This is a genomic window from Collinsella aerofaciens (assembly GCF_005844325.1).
Classification (GTDB): domain Bacteria; phylum Actinomycetota; class Coriobacteriia; order Coriobacteriales; family Coriobacteriaceae; genus Collinsella; species Collinsella aerofaciens_G.
In genome coordinates, this window is sequence record NZ_SPFY01000002.1 from 105,637 (window position 1) to 124,128 (window position 18,492).

An 18,492-nucleotide genomic window follows, 5' to 3' on the forward strand; every position below is an offset into this window, starting at 1 on the left:
GGATCAGCAGGGTCTACCTGTTACAGATCGAGACAAAACGGTCGGCCGAGTCTAAAACCACCACAAAGGTGCCTGTCCCCTTTGTGGTGGTTTGGGCGAGCGGTATAGAAAAAGTCCCCGCCGGGCGTGTGCTCGACGGGGACTTTGCCGTTTGATGGCTAGCGCTGCGGGTGATTACTCGCCCAGCAGGCTCTTGGTGATGGAAGCGGCGGCCTTCTTGCCGGCGCCCATCGCCAGAATGACCGTAGCGGCACCGGTGACGATGTCGCCGCCGGCCCAGATGCGAGGATCGGTGGTCTGGCCGGTCTCCTCGTCGGCGACGATGTAGCCCCACTTGTTGAGCTCCATCTTGCCGCCGATCTTGGCGGCGAAGGGGTTGGCGTTGGTGCCGATAGCCGAGATCGCGACGTCGCAGGGGATCTCCTCGATGGCGCCCTCGATGGCAACCGGACGACGGCGGCCGGACTCGTCGGGCTCGCCGAGCTCCATCTTCTGGACCTTGACGGCGCACACGGTGCCGTCCTCGCCAGCGACAAACTCGAGCGGGGAGACGAGCGGCAGAACCTCGACGCCCTCGGCCTTGGCGTGATGCAGCTCGGCGCGACGGCAGGGCATCTCGTCCTCGGTACGGCGGTAGGCGATGATGGCGTGCTCGGCGCCCAGGCGCTTGGCGGTACGGACGGCGTCCATAGCCACGTTGCCGCCACCAAAGACGACGACGTTCTTGCCGTGCTTGGTGGGGGTGTCGTACTCGGGGAACTTGTTGGCCTTCATCAGGTTCACGCGGGTGAGGTACTCGTTTGCGAAGAAGACGTTGGGCAGGTTCTCGCCGGGGACGTTGAGGAACTTGGGCAGGCCAGCGCCGGTCGCCACGTAGATGGCGTCGAAGCCCTGCTCGAACAGCTCCTCGGCCGTGGCCATGTTGCCCACGACGGAGTTGTACTCAAACTTGACGCCCATGTCCTCCAAGCCGTCAATCTCGCGCTTGACGACTGCCTTGGGCAGACGGAACTCGGGGATGCCGTAGACCAGCACGCCGCCACCGGTGAAGAATGCCTCGAAGACGGTAACGTCAAAGCCGTTACGGGCGAGCTCGCCGGCGCAGGTGATGCCGGACGGGCCGGAGCCGACGACGGCGACCTTCTTGCCGTTCTTGGGGGCCATCTTGGGCGTGGAGGCGAGTTCGGGGCGGTCACCCAGGAAGCGCTCGAGCTGGCCGATGGCCACGGGCTCGGACTTCTTACCACGGATGCACTTGCCCTCGCACTGGTTCTCCTGCGGGCAGACGCGGCCGCAGATGGCGGGAAGCATGGAGTCCTCGCGGATGGTATCGAGAGCGCCGCCGAAGTCCTTCGCGCGGATCTGCTCGATAAAGCGGGGAATGTTGATGTTGACGGGGCAGCCCTCAACACAGAACGGCTTCTTGCAGTTGAGGCAGCGCTCGGCCTCGGCCAGCGCCATCTCCTCGGTGAAGCCCTTGTCGACGGGGCGGAAGTCGCAGGCGCGCTCGGCAGCCGGCTCCTCGTTATCGGGGGTGCGGGGCGACTTCATATCGGCAACGAAACGACCGTTAACTAGTGGCATGCGCAGCTCTTTTCCTCATAGGCCTTGAGGGACTCGCCCTCTTCGGAACGGTAAGCGGCCTGGCGGGCACGAAGGTCATCCCAGTCGACCAGGGTGGCATCGAAGTCGGGGCCGTCGACGCAAGCGAACTTGGTCACGCCGCCCACCTCGACGCGGCAGCAGCCGCACATGCCGGTGCCGTCAACCATGATGGGGTTGAGCGACGCGGTGATGGGGGTGTCGTACTTCTGGGCGGTGAGGGTTGAGAACTTCATCATCGGAACGGGGCCGACGCAGAAGACCTGGCTCACGGCCTTGTCCTGCAGCAGGCGCTCCAGCGGAGCGGTGACAACGCCCTGCTCGCCGTAGGAACCGTCATCGGTAGTGATGTGGATGTGGTCCTCGTCGAGGAGCTCGCGGAACTGGTCCTCCATGAGCAGGAGGTCCTTGGTGCGGGCGCCCATGATGGCGTGCACCTCGTGACCGGTCTCGACCAGGTGCTTGGCGACCGGGAAGGCAATTGCCAGGCCGACGCCGCCGCCAATGACAGCGCAGGGGCCCTCGGCCATCTCGGTAGGAACGCCCAGCGGGCCCACGACGTCGCGCAGCGACTCGCCGGCCTCGTAGGTGGACAGCATCTCGGTGGTCTTTCCGATCACCATGAAGATGAACTCGACCCAGCCCTCGTCACCGTTCCAGCCGGCCAGGGTAAACGGGACGCGCTCGCCCGTCTCGTTGGCGCGGACCATGAGGAACTGTCCAGCGTGCGCATGCTTGGCGATTGCAGGCGCCTCGATGCGGAACTTGAACACCTTCTCCGAGAACTGCGTCTTCTCCAGGATCTTATACATAGAACCCCTCTCTTGTTAGGGCCGCCGAACCGTGCCTCCACGGAAATGGACGGTAGCCCGAATAAAACCGTACGCGCACAGGCGTTGTGCAGACATACGGTGCAAATTATACCCTCATGGACATGTCGCTTACGTGTGTCTTTGGCAGGCGGGAAAAGTGACCTGCCATTTAGGGACAGGTTTATTTTGGCAGGTTTTATCAGGCAAAACGGCAAAGGGGGCCGGCCTCGCGCATCGGTGAGGCCGGCCCCCTTTGGAGCGTTGTGTATGCATGGCGGTGCGGCGTCTATTGCGATGCGGACACCGGGGCGTTTCCGTAGATAAAACCCGCCAAAATAAACCTGTCCCTTTTTGGCAGGTTTTAGTGCTTGCCGTTGGCAGAGGCGGCGCCGTTGACATGGTCGCGGGCATAGACCACGCCGTGCACGATGGCGAGACCCGCGGCGTCGGCCGCGCGGGTGCAGGTGTCCTGGAAGTCCTCGGCCTCGCGGGTGCGCAGCCGCTTGAGCACGTAGTCGGCCACGGCCATCTTGCCGGGAGGGTTGCCGATGCCGGTGCGGATGCGACTAAAGTCGCGGCTGCCCATCTTGTCGATGATGGAGCGCAGGCCGTTGTGGCCGGCGTGGCCGCCGCCCACCTTAACGCGTACGTCGCCGGCGGGAATGTCGAGCTCATCATGGATCACGAGCAGCTCCTCGGCCTTGATCTTGTACTCGCGGCAGAGCTTGGAGATGGGGCCACCCGAGGTATTCATATACGACTGCGGCTTGACCAGCACAATCTGGCGCTTCCCGCCCTCTTCCTCGGGATCGTTGATGTTGATGAGCGCGACCTCGGCGCCTGCCTGGTTTTTCCAGTACGTGACACCGGCCTGACGGGCCAACTCGTCGATTGCTTTGAAGCCAGCGTTGTGGCGGGTCTCGGCATATTCCTCGCCAGGGTTGCCAAGTCCGGCAACCATGCGAATTTTAAGCGGCTGTGCAGCTGCCATATTTGTCCCTTCGTTACACAAATAGTTCAATCAACGACAAAGGCTACCACGCCCGCCGAAGGCGAGGAAAGGTTGCAGCAAAGTCATTTCAGAAAACAGCTGCCCCTAGACAGCAGGAAGCCCCGGACACGCCGGGAGGGGTTATCAAAGCGAACATCCCGCAGCCGCAAAGCGGCGAGGACGTTCGCGTGATAACCCCGCAGGCGTGACCGGGGCTTCCGGAGGGATGCGAGGGTCGAGCGACTACAGCGCGAAGTCGCCGCCGACGAGCGTGGAGACGGGCTCCTCGTGGTAAACGGCGGAGATGGCCTGAGCGAACTCCTCGGCGACCGAGATGGTCTTGATCTTACCGCCGACCTCGACGGGAATGGCGTCGGTGACGAGGCACTCGACGATCGGGGCGTCGTTCAGACGCTCGATGGCCGGACCGGAGAAGATGCCGTGGGTGGCGCAGACGTAGATGTCGCCAGCGCCCATAGCCTTGAGCTCCTTGACGTTGGCGCACAGGGTGCCAGCGGTGTCGATCATGTCGTCGTTGATGATGCAGGTCTTGCCCTTGATGTCACCGATGATGCCCATGACCTCGGCGGCGTTGTGGCGCGGACGGCCCTTGTGGGCGATGGCCAGGTCGCAGCCGAGCATGTCGGACAGCTTCTTGGCGGCCTTGGCACGACCCACGTCGGGGGAGACGACAACCAGGTTGTCGGTGTCGAAGTGCATGTTGTTGTAGTACTGGCCAAACAGCGGCAGCGCGGACAGGTGGTTAACCGGGATATCAAAGAAGCCCTGGATCTGGCCCTGGTGCAGGTCGAGGGTGATGATGCGGTTGACGCCGGCGCGCTCGAGCAGGTTGGCGACGAGGCGGGCGGTGATGGGCTCGCGCGGGCCGGCCTTGCGGTCCTGGCGGGCATAGCCGTAGTGGGTGATAACGGCGGTGATGGAGCGGGCGGATGCGCGCTTGGCAGCGTCGGTGGCGATGAGCAGCTCCATGAGCATGTCGTTAACGTTGCCGCCGGCCACGGACTGAATCAGGAAGACGTCGGCGCCGCGGACGGTCTCGTCGTAGCGGGCGTAAATCTCACCATTGGCGAACTGCTTTAGCGTAAGGCCCGAAAGCTCGACCCCAAGGTACTCAGCAATCTTCTGAGCGAGGGGACGGTTGGAGGAACCGGAATACACGCGGATGGACTTGCGCATATTCTCCGACTTCTCGGGATCATTAATCGGCATTACCCTTCTCCTTTATATCGAATGCCATATAGATGCCTTGTTGCATTGTAACCGCGCGGCGGGGTTTATCGAGTCTTGATAACGTCTTTACCGTCAACGGACACGAACCGACCACTCATCCGGCCACGCAGGTCAGCATAGAAAAAGGAGCCGTCCCCCATGGGAACAGCTCCTTAGATGCTTGGTAAAACGTTATACCTCGTCGTCCTCGTGCAGACGGCGGCGATAATCGGCGGCCCAGCCCTCAATATTTACCTGACGGGCGCGGCCCAGTCCGAGCGCGTCTGCCGGGACCGGCTCGGTGATGACGGAGCCGGCGGCCACGAGCGCGCCGTCGCCAATTTGGGCGGGCGCGACCATCATGGTGTCGGAGCCGATGAAGGCATCCTTGCCGATAACGGTCTTGTGCTTGTGGACGCCGTCGTAGTTGCAGGTGATGGAGCCCGCGCCTACGTTGACGCCGGAGCCCATGGTGGTGTCGCCGATGTAGGACAGGTGGGGCACCTTGGAACCCTCGCCGATCGTGGACTTCTTGATCTCCACGTGCGTGCCGGCCTTGGAACCGTCGAGCATATGGGTACCCGGGCGCAGGTAGGCGCGCGGGCCGCAGTCGACGCCGTTCTCGATGACGGCCTCGATGGCGATGGTCTCATCGATGGTGCAGCCGCTGCCGACGGTGGTGTCGGTGAGGCGGCTGTTGGGGCCGAGCTGGCACTCTTCGCCCACGGTGACGCGGCCGATCAGGTGCGTCTGCGGCCACACGACGGTGTCGCGGCCGATGGTGGCGTCGGGGCCGATCCAGGCCTGCGTGGGGTCGATGAAGGTAACGCCCTCGGCCATCCAGTGCTCGTTGATGCGGTCGCGCGCGATGGCGGTGAGCTGTGCGAGCTGGATGCGGCTGTTGACGCCCAAGCCGTCGCGGTAGTCGTCACAGTGGAAGATGGAGACCGCCTGGCCGTGACCCTTGAGGATTTCGAGCATGTCGGGCAGGTAGTACTCGGACTGCGCGTTGTCGTTGCCGATCTCGTTGATGTGTGCGGCGAGCTGCGCGCCGTCGAAGGCGTAGCAGCCGGCGTTGCACTCGAGCAGCGTGGCGGCCTGCTCGGGCGTGCAGTCCTTCTGCTCGATGATGCGCTCGATCTGACCATCGGCGCCCAGCTTGATGCGGCCGTAGCCGAAAGGATCGGGCGGGGTCATGGTCATGACGGTGCAGGCGAGCTCGCCGGTAGCGACGGTCTGCGCGAACTTGGCGACGGTGTCGGCGGTGATGAGCGGCAAGTCGCCGTTGAGCACGACGACGGGGCCTTGCGTGATGCCGCAGGCCTCGAGCGCGACCTTCACGGCGTGACCGGTGCCCAGGCGCTCAGTCTGCTCGACGCACTCGACCTTGGTGGCGCTGTTGGCGTAGGCGCCGTCGATAAGGGCGCGCATCTCGTCGGCGTGGCTGCCGATGACGACCACGACGCGGCTGCAGCCGGCCTTGATGGTGGCGTCGACGATCCACTGAACCATGGGCTTACCCAGGATCTTGTGCGAAACCTTGCAGTGGTTCGACTTCATGCGGGTGCCCTCGCCGGCAGCGAGGATAATTGCGGTTGCGTCCATGTGATCTCCTGTTACGTTATAGAGACGTGTGTTTGGAAACGATACACGGCGCAATATGATACCGCAGGCATATGTTGAGCGCGTAGCGATTGGCTCATGGCGGCCGATGTCGGTGCCGCCGGCGTGGCGTTTGCGCTGCTTGCGTGCGGCGTTGGCGGTGCTGCGGAGCTGTCGTTTGAGCGAGGGGACGGGGGTGCCCGTGGACAACATACAAGAGGAGTTTGGCGGCGAGCCCGTCGCGGCATTCTCGATGTCGCATCCGGCTGTGCCGGCCCTCTACATGGTGCTGACGCTGGGGCTCACCATGTTCTCGATGCAGCCGGTGCTGATTGCGCTGTCACTTGCGGGCGGGCTGGCGTATGGATTTGCGACGCGCGGGGCTGCCCGCACGCTGGGCGCACTCCGCTGGCAGCTGCCGGTGATTTTGATTATCGCGCTGGTCAATCCGCTGTTTAGCGCCTCGGGCTCGACGGAGCTGTTCCGTATTGGCATGCGCGCGGTGTATCTGGAAAGCATGGTATACGGCCTGTGCATGGGCGGGCTGTTTGTGGCGAGCGTGCTGTGGTTTGAGGCCGCGGCGTCGATGCTCGAATACGACAAGGTGCTCGCGCTGCTGGGCAATGCCGCACCGGTGATTGCGCTCATGATCTCGATGTGCATGAGGCTTATCCCGCAGTTTTTACGCCGCGGTCGTACGGTGCTGGCGGTGCAGGATGCGATTGATGTGCCGGGCCGCGCGCCCACCGATCCCGTGCGATCGCGCCTGCGGGCGTCGAGCGTGTTGATGGGCTGGGGCATGGAAGATTCGCTGGAGCGTGCGGACGCCATGCGCTCCCGTGGGTGGGGCGCCGCGACGCGTCGAACGACGTATGCGCGGTATCGGCTGGGGCGCGGCGATGTTGCCGCGCTGGTTGGACTTGCGCTGTTTGGCATGGCCACGACGGCAGTGGCGTGGACTGCGACGATGCAGTATTCGTTTTACCCGCAACTATCGGTGCCGGCGCCGTGGCTGGGCTATGTCGTGTACGCTGCCTGGATGATGCTGCCTTGCGCGTCGCACGCGATTGATGAGAAGAGGTTTGGCTGATGGCTCGGTTGGATAGGAGCTCGGCGGCGGGTGTGGCATATGGCTCGGCCGCGCCGGCGATTGAGGTGCGAGGCCTTAGTTTTGCCTATCCCGGGGCCGAGGCACCGGTGCTCGAGGGGCTTGATTGGCGTGTTTCCCAAGGTGCGTTTGCACTGCTTGTTGGCGGTACCGGTTCGGGCAAGTCGACGCTGCTGTCGCTGCTCAAGCCCGAGATCGCGCCGGCGGGTACGCGCTCCGGCGAGCTGCGCGTGCTGGGCGAGCCCGTCGCCGACATGGATGTGCGGGCATCGGCGGAGCGCGTGGGCTATGTGTTCCAGGATCCCGAGAACCAGATCGTGTGCGAAACCGTGTGGCACGAGATGGCGTTTGGCCTGGAAAACTTGGGGCTAGCACGTGATGAGATGCGCCGTCGCGTAGCTGAGACCAGCTATTTCTTTGGGCTGGAAGATTGGCTTCACCGCGATACTGACACGCTTTCGGGTGGTCGCAAACAGTTGCTGTCGTTGGCGGCCGTTCTGGCGTTGCGCCCGCGCGTGCTGCTGCTCGACGAGCCCACGTCTCAGCTTGATCCGGTTGCGGAGAAGAATTTCCTGCACGCGCTGTTTCGTGTGAATCGCGAGCTGGGCTGCACGGTTGTTGTGGCGACGCATCAGCCGCGGCCGATGCTCGAGTATGCGACGTGTACGCACCGGATTGAGGGCGGTCGCGTGCGCGAGGTGGCGGATATGTCTTCTTTGGGACGCCGAGAATCGCTGTTTTCCGATGACATGTTGGGGTGGGGTGCCATCCGATGTGCAAAAAACGGAGTATTCAGCAGGCGTGAGGACAATTTGGGTTCTCTGGAGCCGCCCGGGGACGTATCGAGCGCGAAAAAAAGTTCGGAATTGGACAAATCGTCCGAATTTGTGGCGCAAACGTCGCTCGAGAACGGCTCGGAAGCCTTCTCGCGCACGGATGGAAGCAGAATACTCCAAAAAATGCACGGCGGGTCGGCTACCACCCTGTCGGAAGGCTGGTTTCGCTACGATCGAGCGTCCGGCTGGGTGTTGCGTGGGCTCGATGCGTCGTTTTCGGCCGGTGCGGTGCATGCGGTTGTTGGCGGTAACGGCTGCGGCAAGTCGACGATGCTCTCGGTGCTGGCGAAGACCGCCAAGCTGCAGCGCGGCCGCATGGTGCGCGGAGCGGCCTCGGCGGCGCTGCTGCCTCAGAATCCCAAAGCATTGCTGGTTGCCGAGACGGTTCGCGATGAGCTGATGGAATGGGCCTCGACCTGCGGATATGACGAGAACTTGGCGCGGGAGCGTGCGGCGAGCTTGGGGTTGTCGGGTCTGGATGGACGCCATCCGTACGATCTTTCGGGCGGGCAGCGTCAACTGCTTGCATTGGCAAAACTGCTGCTAATCGGCCCCGAACTGCTATTGCTCGATGAGCCCACCAAGGGTCTAGACCTGTTCAGCCGCCGCATCATTGCCCGCGCCCTGCGTGACCATGCGAAGGCTGGCGGCACCGTCATCATGGCTACGCACGATTTGGACTTTGCCGAGCAGGTAGCCGACGACGTCGTCATGATGTTTGACGGCGAGATTGCCTGCATGGAGCCGCCGGCCGACTTCTTTGCCGATAACGTGTTTTATAGGGCGTGATGGGATGACGGATTATCGCGTCGCGCGCTTGCTTGCAAAACTGGAGGTCCCGCTGTTGTTGGCGGTGCCGGCGGTGATGGCTGCCGCGTTGCTGTCGGGTGTTGAGCAGGCAGCATTGGCCATGCTGGTTGTGGTGGCGCTGGTGCTCGCGCTGTTCTTTGCGGGTTACGAGGCGTCTCGTCCGGGTTTGCGCCAGATTATGCCCACGCTGGTTCTGGCAGCATTGGCCGCGGCGGGGCGCATCTTGTTTGGCCCCATTCCCGACTTTAAACCCGTGAGTGCCATCGCCATTATCGCGGGGGCGACGCTTGGTCGCCGCAATGGTTTTATGGTCGGTGCGTTGGCGGCGCTGACCAGCAATTTCTTTTTTGGGCAGGGCATGTGGACGCCGTGGCAGATGTATGCCTGGGGGCTCGTGGGATACGTTGGCGGTGCGCTGGCGCATGCCGGCGCTTTTGATCGCGCCGATGGCACCGTGCGTATGCCGGCGCTGCTGACCTACGGCTTTGCTTCGGGTTTGCTGTACGGCGTTGTGATCAACGCCTACGACATTATCGGTTTTGTTCAACCGCTCACGTGGGCGGGTGCCATGGCACGTCTTGCCACGGCAGTGCCGTTCGATATCACACACGGCCTCGCGACCTGCGTGTTCTTGGCTGCCTTGTACAAGCCTTGGTGCCGTCGCATTAACCGTGTCGTCGTGAAATACGGGCTGTAAGGCATTTCGCGTTCCCTCACGAGCTTGCGGTGGAATGGTTCTCGTTTTTGGCTATTTGCTGCCCAAACAGGAACTATTCCACCGCACCTTATAGAGGGAGAGGGGTCACATGATCTGTTTTCCTCTGTCCCCTAGAGGAATTACTTGGGGCTAGAGCTCTAGCGTGAGGGTGACGGGGCAGTGGTCGCTGCCAAAGATGTCGCCGCGGATGCCGGTGTCGCGAACGTTGGCGGCGATCGAATCGCTTACCAGAAAGTAATCGATGCGCCAGCCGGCGTTGTTCTTGCGGGCATTAAAGCGATAGCTCCACCAGCTGTAGACGCCCTCGACGTCGGGGTTTGCCGCGCGCCAGGTATCGGTAAAGCCGGCGTTGAGCAGCTCGGTAAACTTGCCGCGTTCCTCGTCCGAAAAGCCTGCGTTGCCGCGGTTGGACTTGGGGTTCTTAAGGTCGATCTCCTCATGCGCCACGTTAAAGTCGCCGCAGGTTACGACGGGTTTGCCGGTCTCGCGCTCGAGCGCGTTCAAAAAGCCGCGGTAGGCATCGTCCCAGGCCATACGCACGTCGATGCGCGCGAGCTCATTTTGTGCGTTGGGCGTGTAGACATCCACAAACCAGAATTTGTCGAACTCGAGCGCGCAGACGCGGCCCTCGGTTGCGACTTGGGCGACGAGCACGGCCGCCTCGCCTCCGCCGGCGTAGGGCAGCAGCGCATCGGCGCGCAGTACGCGCAGCGGCTCCTGGCGGCTAAAGACCGCGGTGCCCGAATAGCCTTTACGCTCGGCGTAGCTCCAGGTTTGGTGATAGCCGGGCAGGTCAATATCGACCTGGCCTTCTTGCAACTTGGTCTCTTGCAGTGCCAGGATATCGACGTCGAGTTCTTGCGCGATCTGGATAAAGCTCGGGTCCTTTTTGAGCACGGCGCGCAGGCCGTTGACGTTCCACGAGGCGAAAGTGTAAGTCTGAGGCATGGTGTCCTTTCGACGGGGTTGGCAGGCTTAAGATTAGCGCAACAGGGGCGGGGTGGGATCCGCGCATGCTGACTTAAAGGCCGCATGCTGGGACGTCGCTCAACGCTGCCCGACTAACAAGGACGGAGGACTCATATGACGCAGGCAATATCGGACCCCAGGCAGGCCTCCGCCGCGCTGGCGGATCTGTTTGACACCCACAAGCGCGTGGTCTTCTTTGGCGGCGCTGGTGTTTCCACGGCAAGTGGCATCCCCGATTTCCGCAGCGTGGGCGGCCTGTATCACCAGCAGTTTGCCTATCCGCCCGAGACCATGCTGTCGCATAGCTTTTACGAGGCGCATCCGGCCGAGTTCTTCGACTTCTACCGCACCAAGATGATCGCGCTTGGCGCCAAGCCCAATCGCTGCCACACCAAGCTGGCCGAGCTGGAGCGCGCCGGCAAGCTGAATGCCGTGGTGACGCAAAATATCGACGGCCTGCATCAGATGGCCGGCTCGCAGCGCGTGTTCGAGCTGCATGGCTCGGTCCACCGCAATGTCTGCCAGACGTGCGGCGCAGTCTACAGCGCCGAATGGATTTGCTCGCGCGAGCACGAGGACGCCGCGGGCGTGCCCGTGTGTCCTGCGTGCGGCGGGCGCATTAAGCCCGATGTGGTGCTCTACGAAGAGCCGCTCGACGAGCATGTGTTGACCGGTGCCGTTGCCGCCATCGCCGCGGCCGATGCCCTCATCGTGGGCGGGACCTCGCTCGTGGTGTATCCGGCGGCGGGCCTTACGCGTTACTTTACCGGCGATACGCTGGCCATTTGCAACCTTGCTCCCACCGATCAGGATGCAAATGCCGACCTGCTGATTTCTTGCGACATCGCGGCCGCGTTTGCGTTCTAGCCCGCGCGCGCGGATACAATAGAAAGACTGAGTGCAAAGCGACCCCGCCGCCAGCTCCCCAAGCTCGGCGGCGTGGGCATTTTAGGAGGATGTTCATGGCGAACGACAGCAAGACATGGCGGTGCGGAAAGTACGAGCTCAGCTTTGACCGTCCGCGCATCATGGGCGTCCTCAACGTGACGCCCGATTCGTTTAGCGATGGCGGGGAGCACTTCGACCCGGATGCTGCCATCGAGTACGGCCTGGCGATGCTCGACGCCGGCGCCGACATCATCGACGTGGGCGGCGAGTCCACGCGCCCCGGCTTTACCCCGGTCAACCCCGACGAGGAGGCTCGCCGCGTGCTGCCCGTGGTGCGCGCGCTGGCCAAGGAGGGCGCCATCGTCTCGATCGACACGCGTCATGTGGCGGTTGCCAAGGCGGCCGTGCGCTGCGGCGCCTCGATCGTCAACGACGTGACCGGCTTCACCGATCCCAAGATGGTCGAGTTTGTTAAGACGAGCACCTGCGGCGTCATCGTGATGCATGCCGGCGAGGTCGCCGCGCCCACCCGCACGCACGCAACGGTGCAGCTCGATACCTCGGCAGCGGCGTTTGTTGCCGAGAAGGCGCGCGAGGCGGCTGCCGAGGCCGCGCGTGAGGCCGAGAAGCCGGCTCGCCGCCGTCGCGGCAAGCTGCTGGGTGAGCCCAAGGTTGAGGCCAAGCTTCCGGGCGGCGTGGTGCAGCCCTCGTTGCCGTTTGGCGAACCGGAGCCCACGTCCGAGCCCGCAACCGAGCTGGGGCAGGAGACGCCGGCCGCCGAGCAGGTTGCTGCCGCCGAGACCGTCGCGCCCGCGCCCGAGGCCGCGCCCGCAGCCACCGAGGTCGCATCGGAGTCCAATGACCACCTGGCAGCCATGATGCGCCGCAGCGCCCGCCGCGAGGAAGCCTACGTGCCCACCTCGCAGCTCCGCCGCTTCACCCTGCCCGATTCGGCGCCCATCATGCGCCGCGTTATGGGCTTTCTGTCCGACCAGGCCCGCACGCTCATCCATGCCGGCGTGTCTCGCGACCGCATCTGCATCGATCCTGGCCCGGGCTTTGGTAAGTCGGCTAACGAGGACATCGTCATCCAGCGCGAGACTGCCAAGATGGCGTCGCTGGGCTACCCGCTCATGTGCGCCGTGTCGCGCAAGCGCTTTGTGGGCGCTGTCTCGGGCGTGACCGAGGCCGCCGCGCGCGATGCCGCCACGTTTGGCGTGTGCCTGGGCGCCATCCAGGCCGGTGCCAACATCGTGCGCGTGCACGACGCCGCGGGTTTTGCGCAGTTCCTGAACGGTTACTGGGCCGTCGCCAAGCCGCAGCCGCGCCGTGCGTTTGTGGCCGTGGGCTCCAACCTGGGGCATCGTTGCGACAACATCCGCGCCGCGCGCGACATGATCGCCGAGATTCCGCTCACCTGCGTGTCCAACTCCTCCAAGATCTACGAGAGCGAGCCGGCCTACGAGACGCGCCAGGACGCGTTTGCCAACGCTGTCATCGAGATTAAGACCGAGCTGGCGCCGTTGGTGCTGCTCGACGAGCTCATGAAGATCGAGGTCGAGCTGGGGCGCGACCGCTCCAAAAAGGTCAAGGTCAACGGCCCGCGCACCATCGACCTGGACCTGCTGTGGATGGACGGCGAGACCCACGGCGGCAAAAAGCTGCGCCTGCCGCATCCGCTCATTGGCGAGCGCGACTTTGTGCTGGTGCCGCTCGAGGACCTGATGCACGACCCGGCGCGGTTCTTCCGCTACAACGGCGTCGAGGTCAAGGAGCCCGAGGACCGCGTGGGTCATATCGTGGGCGAATTGGGGCGTATGTAGATGATCGAGATGAATGCTGTTGCCGCCGGCACCGAGCTCGACGCGGCGCGCGACGCGGGCCGCGAGGGCGTGTCCGCGGGCTGGTGCGCGTGGAGCGCGGGCGATGCTTCGCTGACGTTTTCGCTGGTCGTGCGTCCGGATGTGAACATGCATGCCTTCCACGGCCTGCCGTTTGTGGCCGCGATGGGCATGATGGACGCGCTCGTGGGCACGGCTTCGACGCCGGGGTTGGGCCTTGCCGGTAAGGTGGGTATCCAGTGGCCGAGCGATATCGTGTGCGGTGCGCCTGCGTTTGAGACGTCGCTCGCGCGTGTTGCCGTGAACGGCGGTGCCGGTGCTGCGGGCATGTTCGGTGCCGTGACGGTGGATATTGAGCGTTCGGCGTTGAGCGAGCTCGGTGTGGGTGTGGCTGACGAAGCGCTGGTCGAGGCGCTGGCCGCCGCCATGCTGGCCCGCGTGGACGCCTGGGCGGTTGTTGCCAACACGCCGCAAGGCGCCGCGGGGCCGCTGGCTCCCGTGCTGGGCGAGTACTTCGACATGGTGCCGCTGCTGGGCCGCCAAGTTGCGGCGGTGTCGCCCAACGGTTTGCCGCTTGCGGTCGGTGTGTTTGCGGGCCTGGACATCTGGGGCCGAGCGACCATCAAGACCGATGCCGGCGAGCAGGAGTTTCCGCCCGAGGCTGTACGAATTCGCGGACTGTAGCGTCTCGGCTTCGCCAGAGCCTACGCTAACTCCTGCATGCGGCGGTAGATTTCGCAGATGCCTTTGATGGTGAGTTGGCCGTCGACTATGTCGAAGGCGTCGGTCGAATCGGCGACGATGCTGGCGAGGCCGCCCGTGGCGATAACGGTGGCATCCTCGCGGCCCAGCTCGCGCTTCATGCGCGCGACCAGGCCCTCAGCCATGGCGGCGGCGCCCGTTACGGCGCCGACCTTGATGCACTCCTCGGTATCGCGGCCGATGGCGTGCTCGGGCGCCTCGAGCGGCACGCTGGCGAGCTTGGCGGCACGGGCGGCAAGCGCGTCCATGGAGATGCGAATGCCCGGCGCGATCGCTCCGCCAATGTAATAACCGTCCTCATCGATGACGTCGATATTGGTCGCGGTGCCAAAGTCCACCACGATCGCCGGCGCGCCATAGAAGGTCTCGGCAGCGACGGCGTTGGCGATGCGGTCGGCACCAACGGCCTGGGGGCGCGCCGCCCGCAGCTTGGTTACGGCGGCCGTCTGCGGCCCGATGACGATGGCGTCCGCGGCAATGCGGTCGGCCACGGCGTGCCACTCGCGCGAGAGCTGCGGCACCACGCCCGCAAAGGCGATCGCGTCGACCGCATCGAGCGAAAGGCCGTACATCTTAAAGAAACCCATCAGGCGCACATGGATCTCGTCGGCGGTATAGGAGCGGTCGGTGGGCATGCGCCACGACTGCACCAGCTCGTCTCCGTCAAACAGGCCCATGGCCGTCTGCGTGTTTCCCATATCGATAGCGAGCAGCATGTCTACTCCCGGTGTTGGCATAAAAGGACGCGCACCATTGTATACGCGCCGCCGACGGCGCTCGGCTGCGATTCGTTTACGGTGATAGGGGCTGAGGGGTTTAAATATGAAGGAATTATGCTCTACGAGATTTTCCTTGCCGTTTACCGAACTCCCGCGTAATATTCTTTCTTGCGCACATGAGGCGCCCAGACATTGCGGGGTGGAGCAGTCTGGTAGCTCGCCGGGCTCATAACCCGGAGGTCGTAGGTTCAAATCCTGCCCCCGCGACCAAGAACTTGCAGCTCGTCGGCCTAGCCGGCGAGCTTTTTTGTTATTTCGGGACCGTGTTTTCGGTCCAATTCTCGGCCTCTCAAACAAAATCTCGATCTGTAACATCTAGACCCGATTTGGGCGGCTAGGTGTTACAGACCGAGATATACCGGTGGGTTGGGTCGTGTTTGTCTAAATCTGTAACACGAGGGACGGATTTTGCCGAGTTGTTGTTATAGATTGAGATTTTCTAGCAGGCGGGTTTGGTTTGTCTCGATCTGTAACAGTAAGACCCGGTTTTGCCGCGTAACTGTTACAGATTGAGATAAACCGACGGGCCGCCCCGCCCATCCCCATCCACCTGCTGCCACCTGATATTCGCCGATTTCCGTTGCGCTGTTGTATTCCCATGCCATATCCTCTAGATAACTACGCGGCATCATCGCCGCCGCGCCTACAAGAGAGGAATGTCCATGACCACACCTGCATCCAAGCTGCTCCAGCCCATTACGGTTGGCCCCCTTGAGCTCAAGAACCGCATTATGTTTCCGCCGCTGACCACCGGCTACGAGGAGCGTGACGGTTCCATCGGCGAGCGCAGCCTGGCTTTTTACGAGCGCTTGGCCCGTGGCGGCGTGAGCTACATCGTCATCGGCGACGTCGCTCCCGTCATGACCGCAAGCCCCACGCCCAAGCTGGCAACCGACGCCCAGATCCCCACGTTTAAGGCGCTGGCCGACGCCGTCCACAAACACGGCGCCAAGGTCGCGCTGCAGCTGTTCCACCCCGAGTACGACGTGCCCGGTGTCGGCCGCATGGTCATGGGATCCATGGCTGCCGCCAAGGCCGCGCAGGAGGCCAAGGCCGCCGGCGACGAGGAGACCTTTGCCGCCAAGATGGCCGAGTCCAACGAGATCCGCAACCAGGCCTACGCCAAGCTGCATCACGACATGCAGCACTTTGTGAACGAGGCGAGCGTAGAGCAGCTCACCCAGATTAAGGAGGCCATCGCTGCCTCGGCCGCTCGCGCACAGCAGGCCGGCATCGACGCCATCGAGGTCCACGGCGACCGCTTGGTGGGTTCGCTGTGCTCGGCCATCCTCAACCAGCGCACCGACGAGTACGGTGGTTCGTTCGAGAACCGCGTTCGCTACGCGCTGGAGGTCGTCGCTGCCATTAAGGAAGCCGCGCCGCAGCTGATGGTGGAGTACAAACTCCCCGTGATTATGGAGAACCCCGACGGCACGCCGCGCGGCAAGGGCGGCCTGCAGCCCGACGAGGCCTGCGAGTTTGCCAAGCTGCTTGAGGGCGCGGGCATCGACATGATCCAGGTCGCACAGGCCAACCACACCGGCAACATGGGCGACACCATTCCGCCCATGGGCGCCATGCCCTACAACTGGACGCTGCCCGTGGCCGAGCGCGTCAAGGCCCTGGTCTCCGTGCCGGTGGCAACCGTGGGCCGTGTTGTCTCGGTCGAGGCCGGCGAGAAGATTCTGGAAGACGGCGCGGCCGACATCATCGCCTACGGCCGCTCGCTCATGTGCGACCCCGACATTGCGCTGAAGGCCGCCACGGGTGAGCCCATCCGCGAGTGCCTCAACTGCAACAAGGGTTGCGTCGACGCGATTCAAAACCGCAAGTACATTTCGTGTGTGCTCAACGCCGAGAACGGCGACGAGGCGACCATCGCCATTAAGCCGGGCGAGGGCGACAAGAAGATTGCCGTGGTGGGCGGCGGCATCGCCGGCCTGGAGGCCGCGCGCGTGGCGGCCAAGCGCGGCTACGACGTGACCGTCTACGAGGCGAGCGACCATCTGGGCGGCCAGATTGTGCTGGCGGCCGCGCCCCCGCGCAAGGACGAGATCATGCGCTCGGTCGAGTATTACGAGAAGATTCTGCCCGGTCTGGGTGTGAAGGTTGAGCTCAACCATGCCGCTACCGCTGAGGACCTCAACGCCGCCGACGCCGCGATTGTGGCTGTGGGCGCACACGACGTGGTCATTCCCGTTCCGGGCGCCGATTCGGACAAGGTCGTCTCGAGCTGGGACGTGCTGGCCGGCAAGGTGGAGCTTACGGGCCGCGTCGCCGTCATTGGCGGTGGCCTGGTGGGCACCGAGACTGCCGAGTACCTGCTGCAGCACGGCTGCGAGGTGGCGATCGTGGAGATGCTCGACAAGATTGCCGCGGGCGAGTCCGAGACCATTCTGCCGCTGATCATGAGCGACTTTGCCGAGCACAACGTGGAGCAGCACGTGAAGACCCGCCTGACCGCCATTACCGACGAGGGCGTGGAGGCTGTTCGCACCACCGAGGACGGCGCCGAGGAGCCGGTGAAGATCGCCTGCGATTACGTGGTGATGGCCGTGGGCTCCAAGGCCAACGCGTTTGACCTGGATGGCGTGACGGTGCCCGTGACCTGCGTGGGCGACTGCTCGGGTGAGCGCACCGCCGACATTGCGAGCGCCATTCGCACGGCGTATCACGCGGCCAACGAGCTGTAGTTGAACATCGCGGCCAGGCGGGGCGGTAGCACGGATCCGTCTCGCCCGGCTGTGCCCCGTCGGGTGTCAACCGGTGCGGGGCCTGCAAGCGCAGCAGGTCCCGCCCTTTTTGTTTTGCTCCGGTGGATGGCAATGCGCGGTAACCATGAGGAGTGAGGACGTCTACTGCCTCGCAGATCACTCAAAATTATTGGGGGAGGGGTTAATAACTATATCCTCTATATCAAAGGACATAAAGAGATGCCAATTTTGTTGACAAGCGAATGACGATTAGCTGCGAGTCAGCTACCAGCGTAAATAATCGATAAAGAAATGTCGTAATTTGGTGCCAAATGCCCAGATAACGCCGCGTCTATTTTAATTAACTGCTTTGAGCAAACAGTAAAATGCTACTATCTAACTTGCACGTAAGAAAGCAGATTAACGGTTAAGGCTAAGAAGTGGCAGGTATGTCGGAAGCAACTAGGACTCGCACGCATGCGCCCGAGGTTAGGCAGCGCGCCGTCGAGATCCTCCAAGAGGGGGTCGGTCATCGCGCCCTCGCCGCGGAGCTTGGCATTCCCCAGGCCACGGCTCGTCAGTGGGCCCGCGCGTATGCCGTGGGCGGTGCCGACGCCGTTCTCAACGCCGGTTCGCATCATCACACCTATTCGTACGAAGTTAAGCTCGCCGTGGTCAAGGACCGCTTGGAAAACGGCTTAACGGTTCGCGAGGCCATGATCAAACACAAGATTCCAAGCGAGTCTTCGGTTAAGGCCTGGTGCCGCCAGTATCGCGAGAGCGGTGAGTCCGCACTGGTCGATAAGCCGCGAGGTCGCAAGCCGCGCGTTAAAAAGGCGGAATAGCAAACG

15 protein-coding genes and 1 tRNA gene are annotated in these 18,492 nt (G+C 63.4%); 9 read left to right on the forward strand and 7 right to left on the reverse strand.

What is annotated here, in order from left to right; all coding sequences use genetic code 11:
- Nucleotides 1-174: 174 nt before the first annotated feature.
- The 5 genes from gltA to glmU form a co-directional block, all read right to left on the reverse strand.
- Nucleotides 175-1,584, reverse strand: coding sequence for an NADPH-dependent glutamate synthase (gene gltA, locus FGQ61_RS01305; protein WP_138374312.1), 1,410 nt, complete (start codon nt 1,582-1,584; stop codon nt 175-177).
- Nucleotides 1,575-2,414 carry a sulfide/dihydroorotate dehydrogenase-like FAD/NAD-binding protein gene (locus FGQ61_RS01310; RefSeq protein ID WP_006235793.1) on the reverse strand — a complete coding sequence of 280 codons (840 nt, stop codon included), beginning with the start codon at nt 2,412-2,414 and terminating at the stop codon, nt 1,575-1,577. The genes gltA and FGQ61_RS01310 overlap by 10 nt, the downstream gene beginning before the upstream one ends.
- A gap of 361 nt (nt 2,415-2,775) precedes the next feature.
- On the reverse strand, nt 2,776-3,405 hold the full coding sequence (gene pth, locus FGQ61_RS01315; protein ID WP_171021467.1) for an aminoacyl-tRNA hydrolase: 630 nt from the start codon (nt 3,403-3,405) through the stop codon (nt 2,776-2,778).
- Between the two features lie 243 nt (nt 3,406-3,648).
- On the reverse strand, nt 3,649-4,635 hold the full coding sequence (locus FGQ61_RS01320) for a ribose-phosphate diphosphokinase (protein ID WP_138374313.1): 987 nt from the start codon (nt 4,633-4,635) through the stop codon (nt 3,649-3,651).
- A 192-nt stretch (nt 4,636-4,827) separates the two neighbouring features.
- Nucleotides 4,828-6,240, reverse strand: coding sequence for a bifunctional UDP-N-acetylglucosamine diphosphorylase/glucosamine-1-phosphate N-acetyltransferase GlmU (gene glmU, locus FGQ61_RS01325; protein ID WP_138374314.1), 1,413 nt, complete (start codon nt 6,238-6,240; stop codon nt 4,828-4,830).
- A 199-nt stretch (nt 6,241-6,439) separates the two neighbouring features.
- On the opposite strand from glmU, the gene FGQ61_RS01330 reads away from it, so the two are divergent.
- The 3 genes from FGQ61_RS01330 to FGQ61_RS01340 are packed head-to-tail and all read left to right on the forward strand — an operon-like array spanning nt 6,440 to nt 9,688.
- Nucleotides 6,440-7,327 (forward strand): energy-coupling factor transporter transmembrane component T, encoded by an 888-nt coding sequence (locus FGQ61_RS01330; RefSeq protein WP_225094074.1) that lies wholly within the window; start codon nt 6,440-6,442, stop codon nt 7,325-7,327.
- On the forward strand, nt 7,327-8,970 hold the full coding sequence (locus FGQ61_RS01335) for an ABC transporter ATP-binding protein (RefSeq protein ID WP_138374315.1): 1,644 nt from the start codon (nt 7,327-7,329) through the stop codon (nt 8,968-8,970). The genes FGQ61_RS01330 and FGQ61_RS01335 overlap by 1 nt, the downstream gene beginning before the upstream one ends.
- Nucleotides 8,971-8,974: 4 nt before the next feature.
- Nucleotides 8,975-9,688: a DUF6580 family putative transport protein gene (locus tag FGQ61_RS01340; protein WP_006235785.1), complete on the forward strand. Its 714-nt coding sequence runs from the start codon at nt 8,975-8,977 to the stop codon at nt 9,686-9,688.
- Nucleotides 9,689-9,838: 150 nt separating this feature from the next.
- On the opposite strand, the gene FGQ61_RS01345 is transcribed toward FGQ61_RS01340, so the two are convergent.
- On the reverse strand, nt 9,839-10,657 hold the full coding sequence (locus FGQ61_RS01345) for an exodeoxyribonuclease III (protein ID WP_138374316.1): 819 nt from the start codon (nt 10,655-10,657) through the stop codon (nt 9,839-9,841).
- Between the two features lie 135 nt (nt 10,658-10,792).
- Here FGQ61_RS01345 and FGQ61_RS01350 point away from each other — a divergent pair, with 135 nt between their 5' ends.
- The 3 genes from FGQ61_RS01350 (at nt 10,793) to FGQ61_RS01360 (ending at nt 14,091) form a co-directional block, all read left to right on the forward strand.
- Nucleotides 10,793-11,545 carry an NAD-dependent protein deacylase gene (locus FGQ61_RS01350; protein WP_138374317.1) on the forward strand — a complete coding sequence of 251 codons (753 nt, stop codon included), beginning with the start codon at nt 10,793-10,795 and terminating at the stop codon, nt 11,543-11,545.
- Nucleotides 11,546-11,640: 95 nt separating this feature from the next.
- Nucleotides 11,641-13,389: a dihydropteroate synthase gene (gene folP, locus FGQ61_RS01355; RefSeq protein WP_138374318.1), complete on the forward strand. Its 1,749-nt coding sequence runs from the start codon at nt 11,641-11,643 to the stop codon at nt 13,387-13,389.
- Nucleotides 13,390-14,091, forward strand: coding sequence for a hypothetical protein (locus tag FGQ61_RS01360; RefSeq protein ID WP_138374319.1), 702 nt, complete (start codon nt 13,390-13,392; stop codon nt 14,089-14,091).
- A gap of 20 nt (nt 14,092-14,111) precedes the next feature.
- On the opposite strand, the gene FGQ61_RS01365 is transcribed toward FGQ61_RS01360, so the two are convergent.
- Nucleotides 14,112-14,885, reverse strand: a complete 774-nt coding sequence (locus FGQ61_RS01365) for a type III pantothenate kinase (protein WP_158557001.1) — start codon at nt 14,883-14,885, stop codon at nt 14,112-14,114.
- Between the two features lie 196 nt (nt 14,886-15,081).
- On the opposite strand from FGQ61_RS01365, the gene FGQ61_RS01370 reads away from it, so the two are divergent.
- The 3 genes from FGQ61_RS01370 to FGQ61_RS01380 all read left to right on the forward strand — a co-directional run bounded on the left by FGQ61_RS01370 (nt 15,082) and on the right by FGQ61_RS01380 (nt 18,486).
- Nucleotides 15,082-15,158 (forward strand) — tRNA-Met (locus FGQ61_RS01370).
- A 452-nt stretch (nt 15,159-15,610) separates the two neighbouring features.
- Nucleotides 15,611-17,641, forward strand: coding sequence for a bilirubin reductase, long form (gene bilR / locus FGQ61_RS01375; protein ID WP_229025832.1), 2,031 nt, complete (start codon nt 15,611-15,613; stop codon nt 17,639-17,641).
- A 449-nt stretch (nt 17,642-18,090) separates the two neighbouring features.
- Entirely contained in the window at nt 18,091-18,486 is a 396-nt protein-coding gene (locus FGQ61_RS01380; protein ID WP_089573462.1) for a helix-turn-helix domain-containing protein, read from the forward strand.
- Nucleotides 18,487-18,492 lie beyond the last annotated feature (6 nt).

Excerpts from the sequence above, each read along its gene's own strand:
- FGQ61_RS01310 (WP_006235793.1), bottom strand. The coding sequence starts at position 2,414 with ATGTATAAGATCCTGGAGAAGACGCAGTTCTCGGAGAAGGTGTTCAAG.
- gltA (WP_138374312.1), bottom strand. The coding sequence starts at position 1,584 with ATGCCACTAGTTAACGGTCGTTTCGTTGCCGATATGAAGTCGCCCCGC.
- glmU (WP_138374314.1), bottom strand. The coding sequence starts at position 6,240 with ATGGACGCAACCGCAATTATCCTCGCTGCCGGCGAGGGCACCCGCATG.
- FGQ61_RS01320 (WP_138374313.1), bottom strand. The coding sequence starts at position 4,635 with ATGCCGATTAATGATCCCGAGAAGTCGGAGAATATGCGCAAGTCCATC.
- FGQ61_RS01360 (WP_138374319.1), top strand. The coding sequence starts at position 13,390 with ATGATCGAGATGAATGCTGTTGCCGCCGGCACCGAGCTCGACGCGGCG.
- FGQ61_RS01335 (WP_138374315.1), top strand. The coding sequence starts at position 7,327 with ATGGCTCGGTTGGATAGGAGCTCGGCGGCGGGTGTGGCATATGGCTCG.
- bilR (WP_229025832.1), top strand. The coding sequence starts at position 15,611 with ATGACCACACCTGCATCCAAGCTGCTCCAGCCCATTACGGTTGGCCCC.
- FGQ61_RS01345 (WP_138374316.1), bottom strand. The coding sequence starts at position 10,657 with ATGCCTCAGACTTACACTTTCGCCTCGTGGAACGTCAACGGCCTGCGC.
- pth (WP_171021467.1), bottom strand. The coding sequence starts at position 3,405 with ATGGCAGCTGCACAGCCGCTTAAAATTCGCATGGTTGCCGGACTTGGC.
- FGQ61_RS01350 (WP_138374317.1), top strand. The coding sequence starts at position 10,793 with ATGACGCAGGCAATATCGGACCCCAGGCAGGCCTCCGCCGCGCTGGCG.
- FGQ61_RS01340 (WP_006235785.1), top strand. The coding sequence starts at position 8,975 with ATGACGGATTATCGCGTCGCGCGCTTGCTTGCAAAACTGGAGGTCCCG.
- FGQ61_RS01365 (WP_158557001.1), bottom strand. The coding sequence starts at position 14,885 with ATGCTGCTCGCTATCGATATGGGAAACACGCAGACGGCCATGGGCCTG.
- folP (WP_138374318.1), top strand. The coding sequence starts at position 11,641 with ATGGCGAACGACAGCAAGACATGGCGGTGCGGAAAGTACGAGCTCAGC.
- FGQ61_RS01380 (WP_089573462.1), top strand. The coding sequence starts at position 18,091 with ATGTCGGAAGCAACTAGGACTCGCACGCATGCGCCCGAGGTTAGGCAG.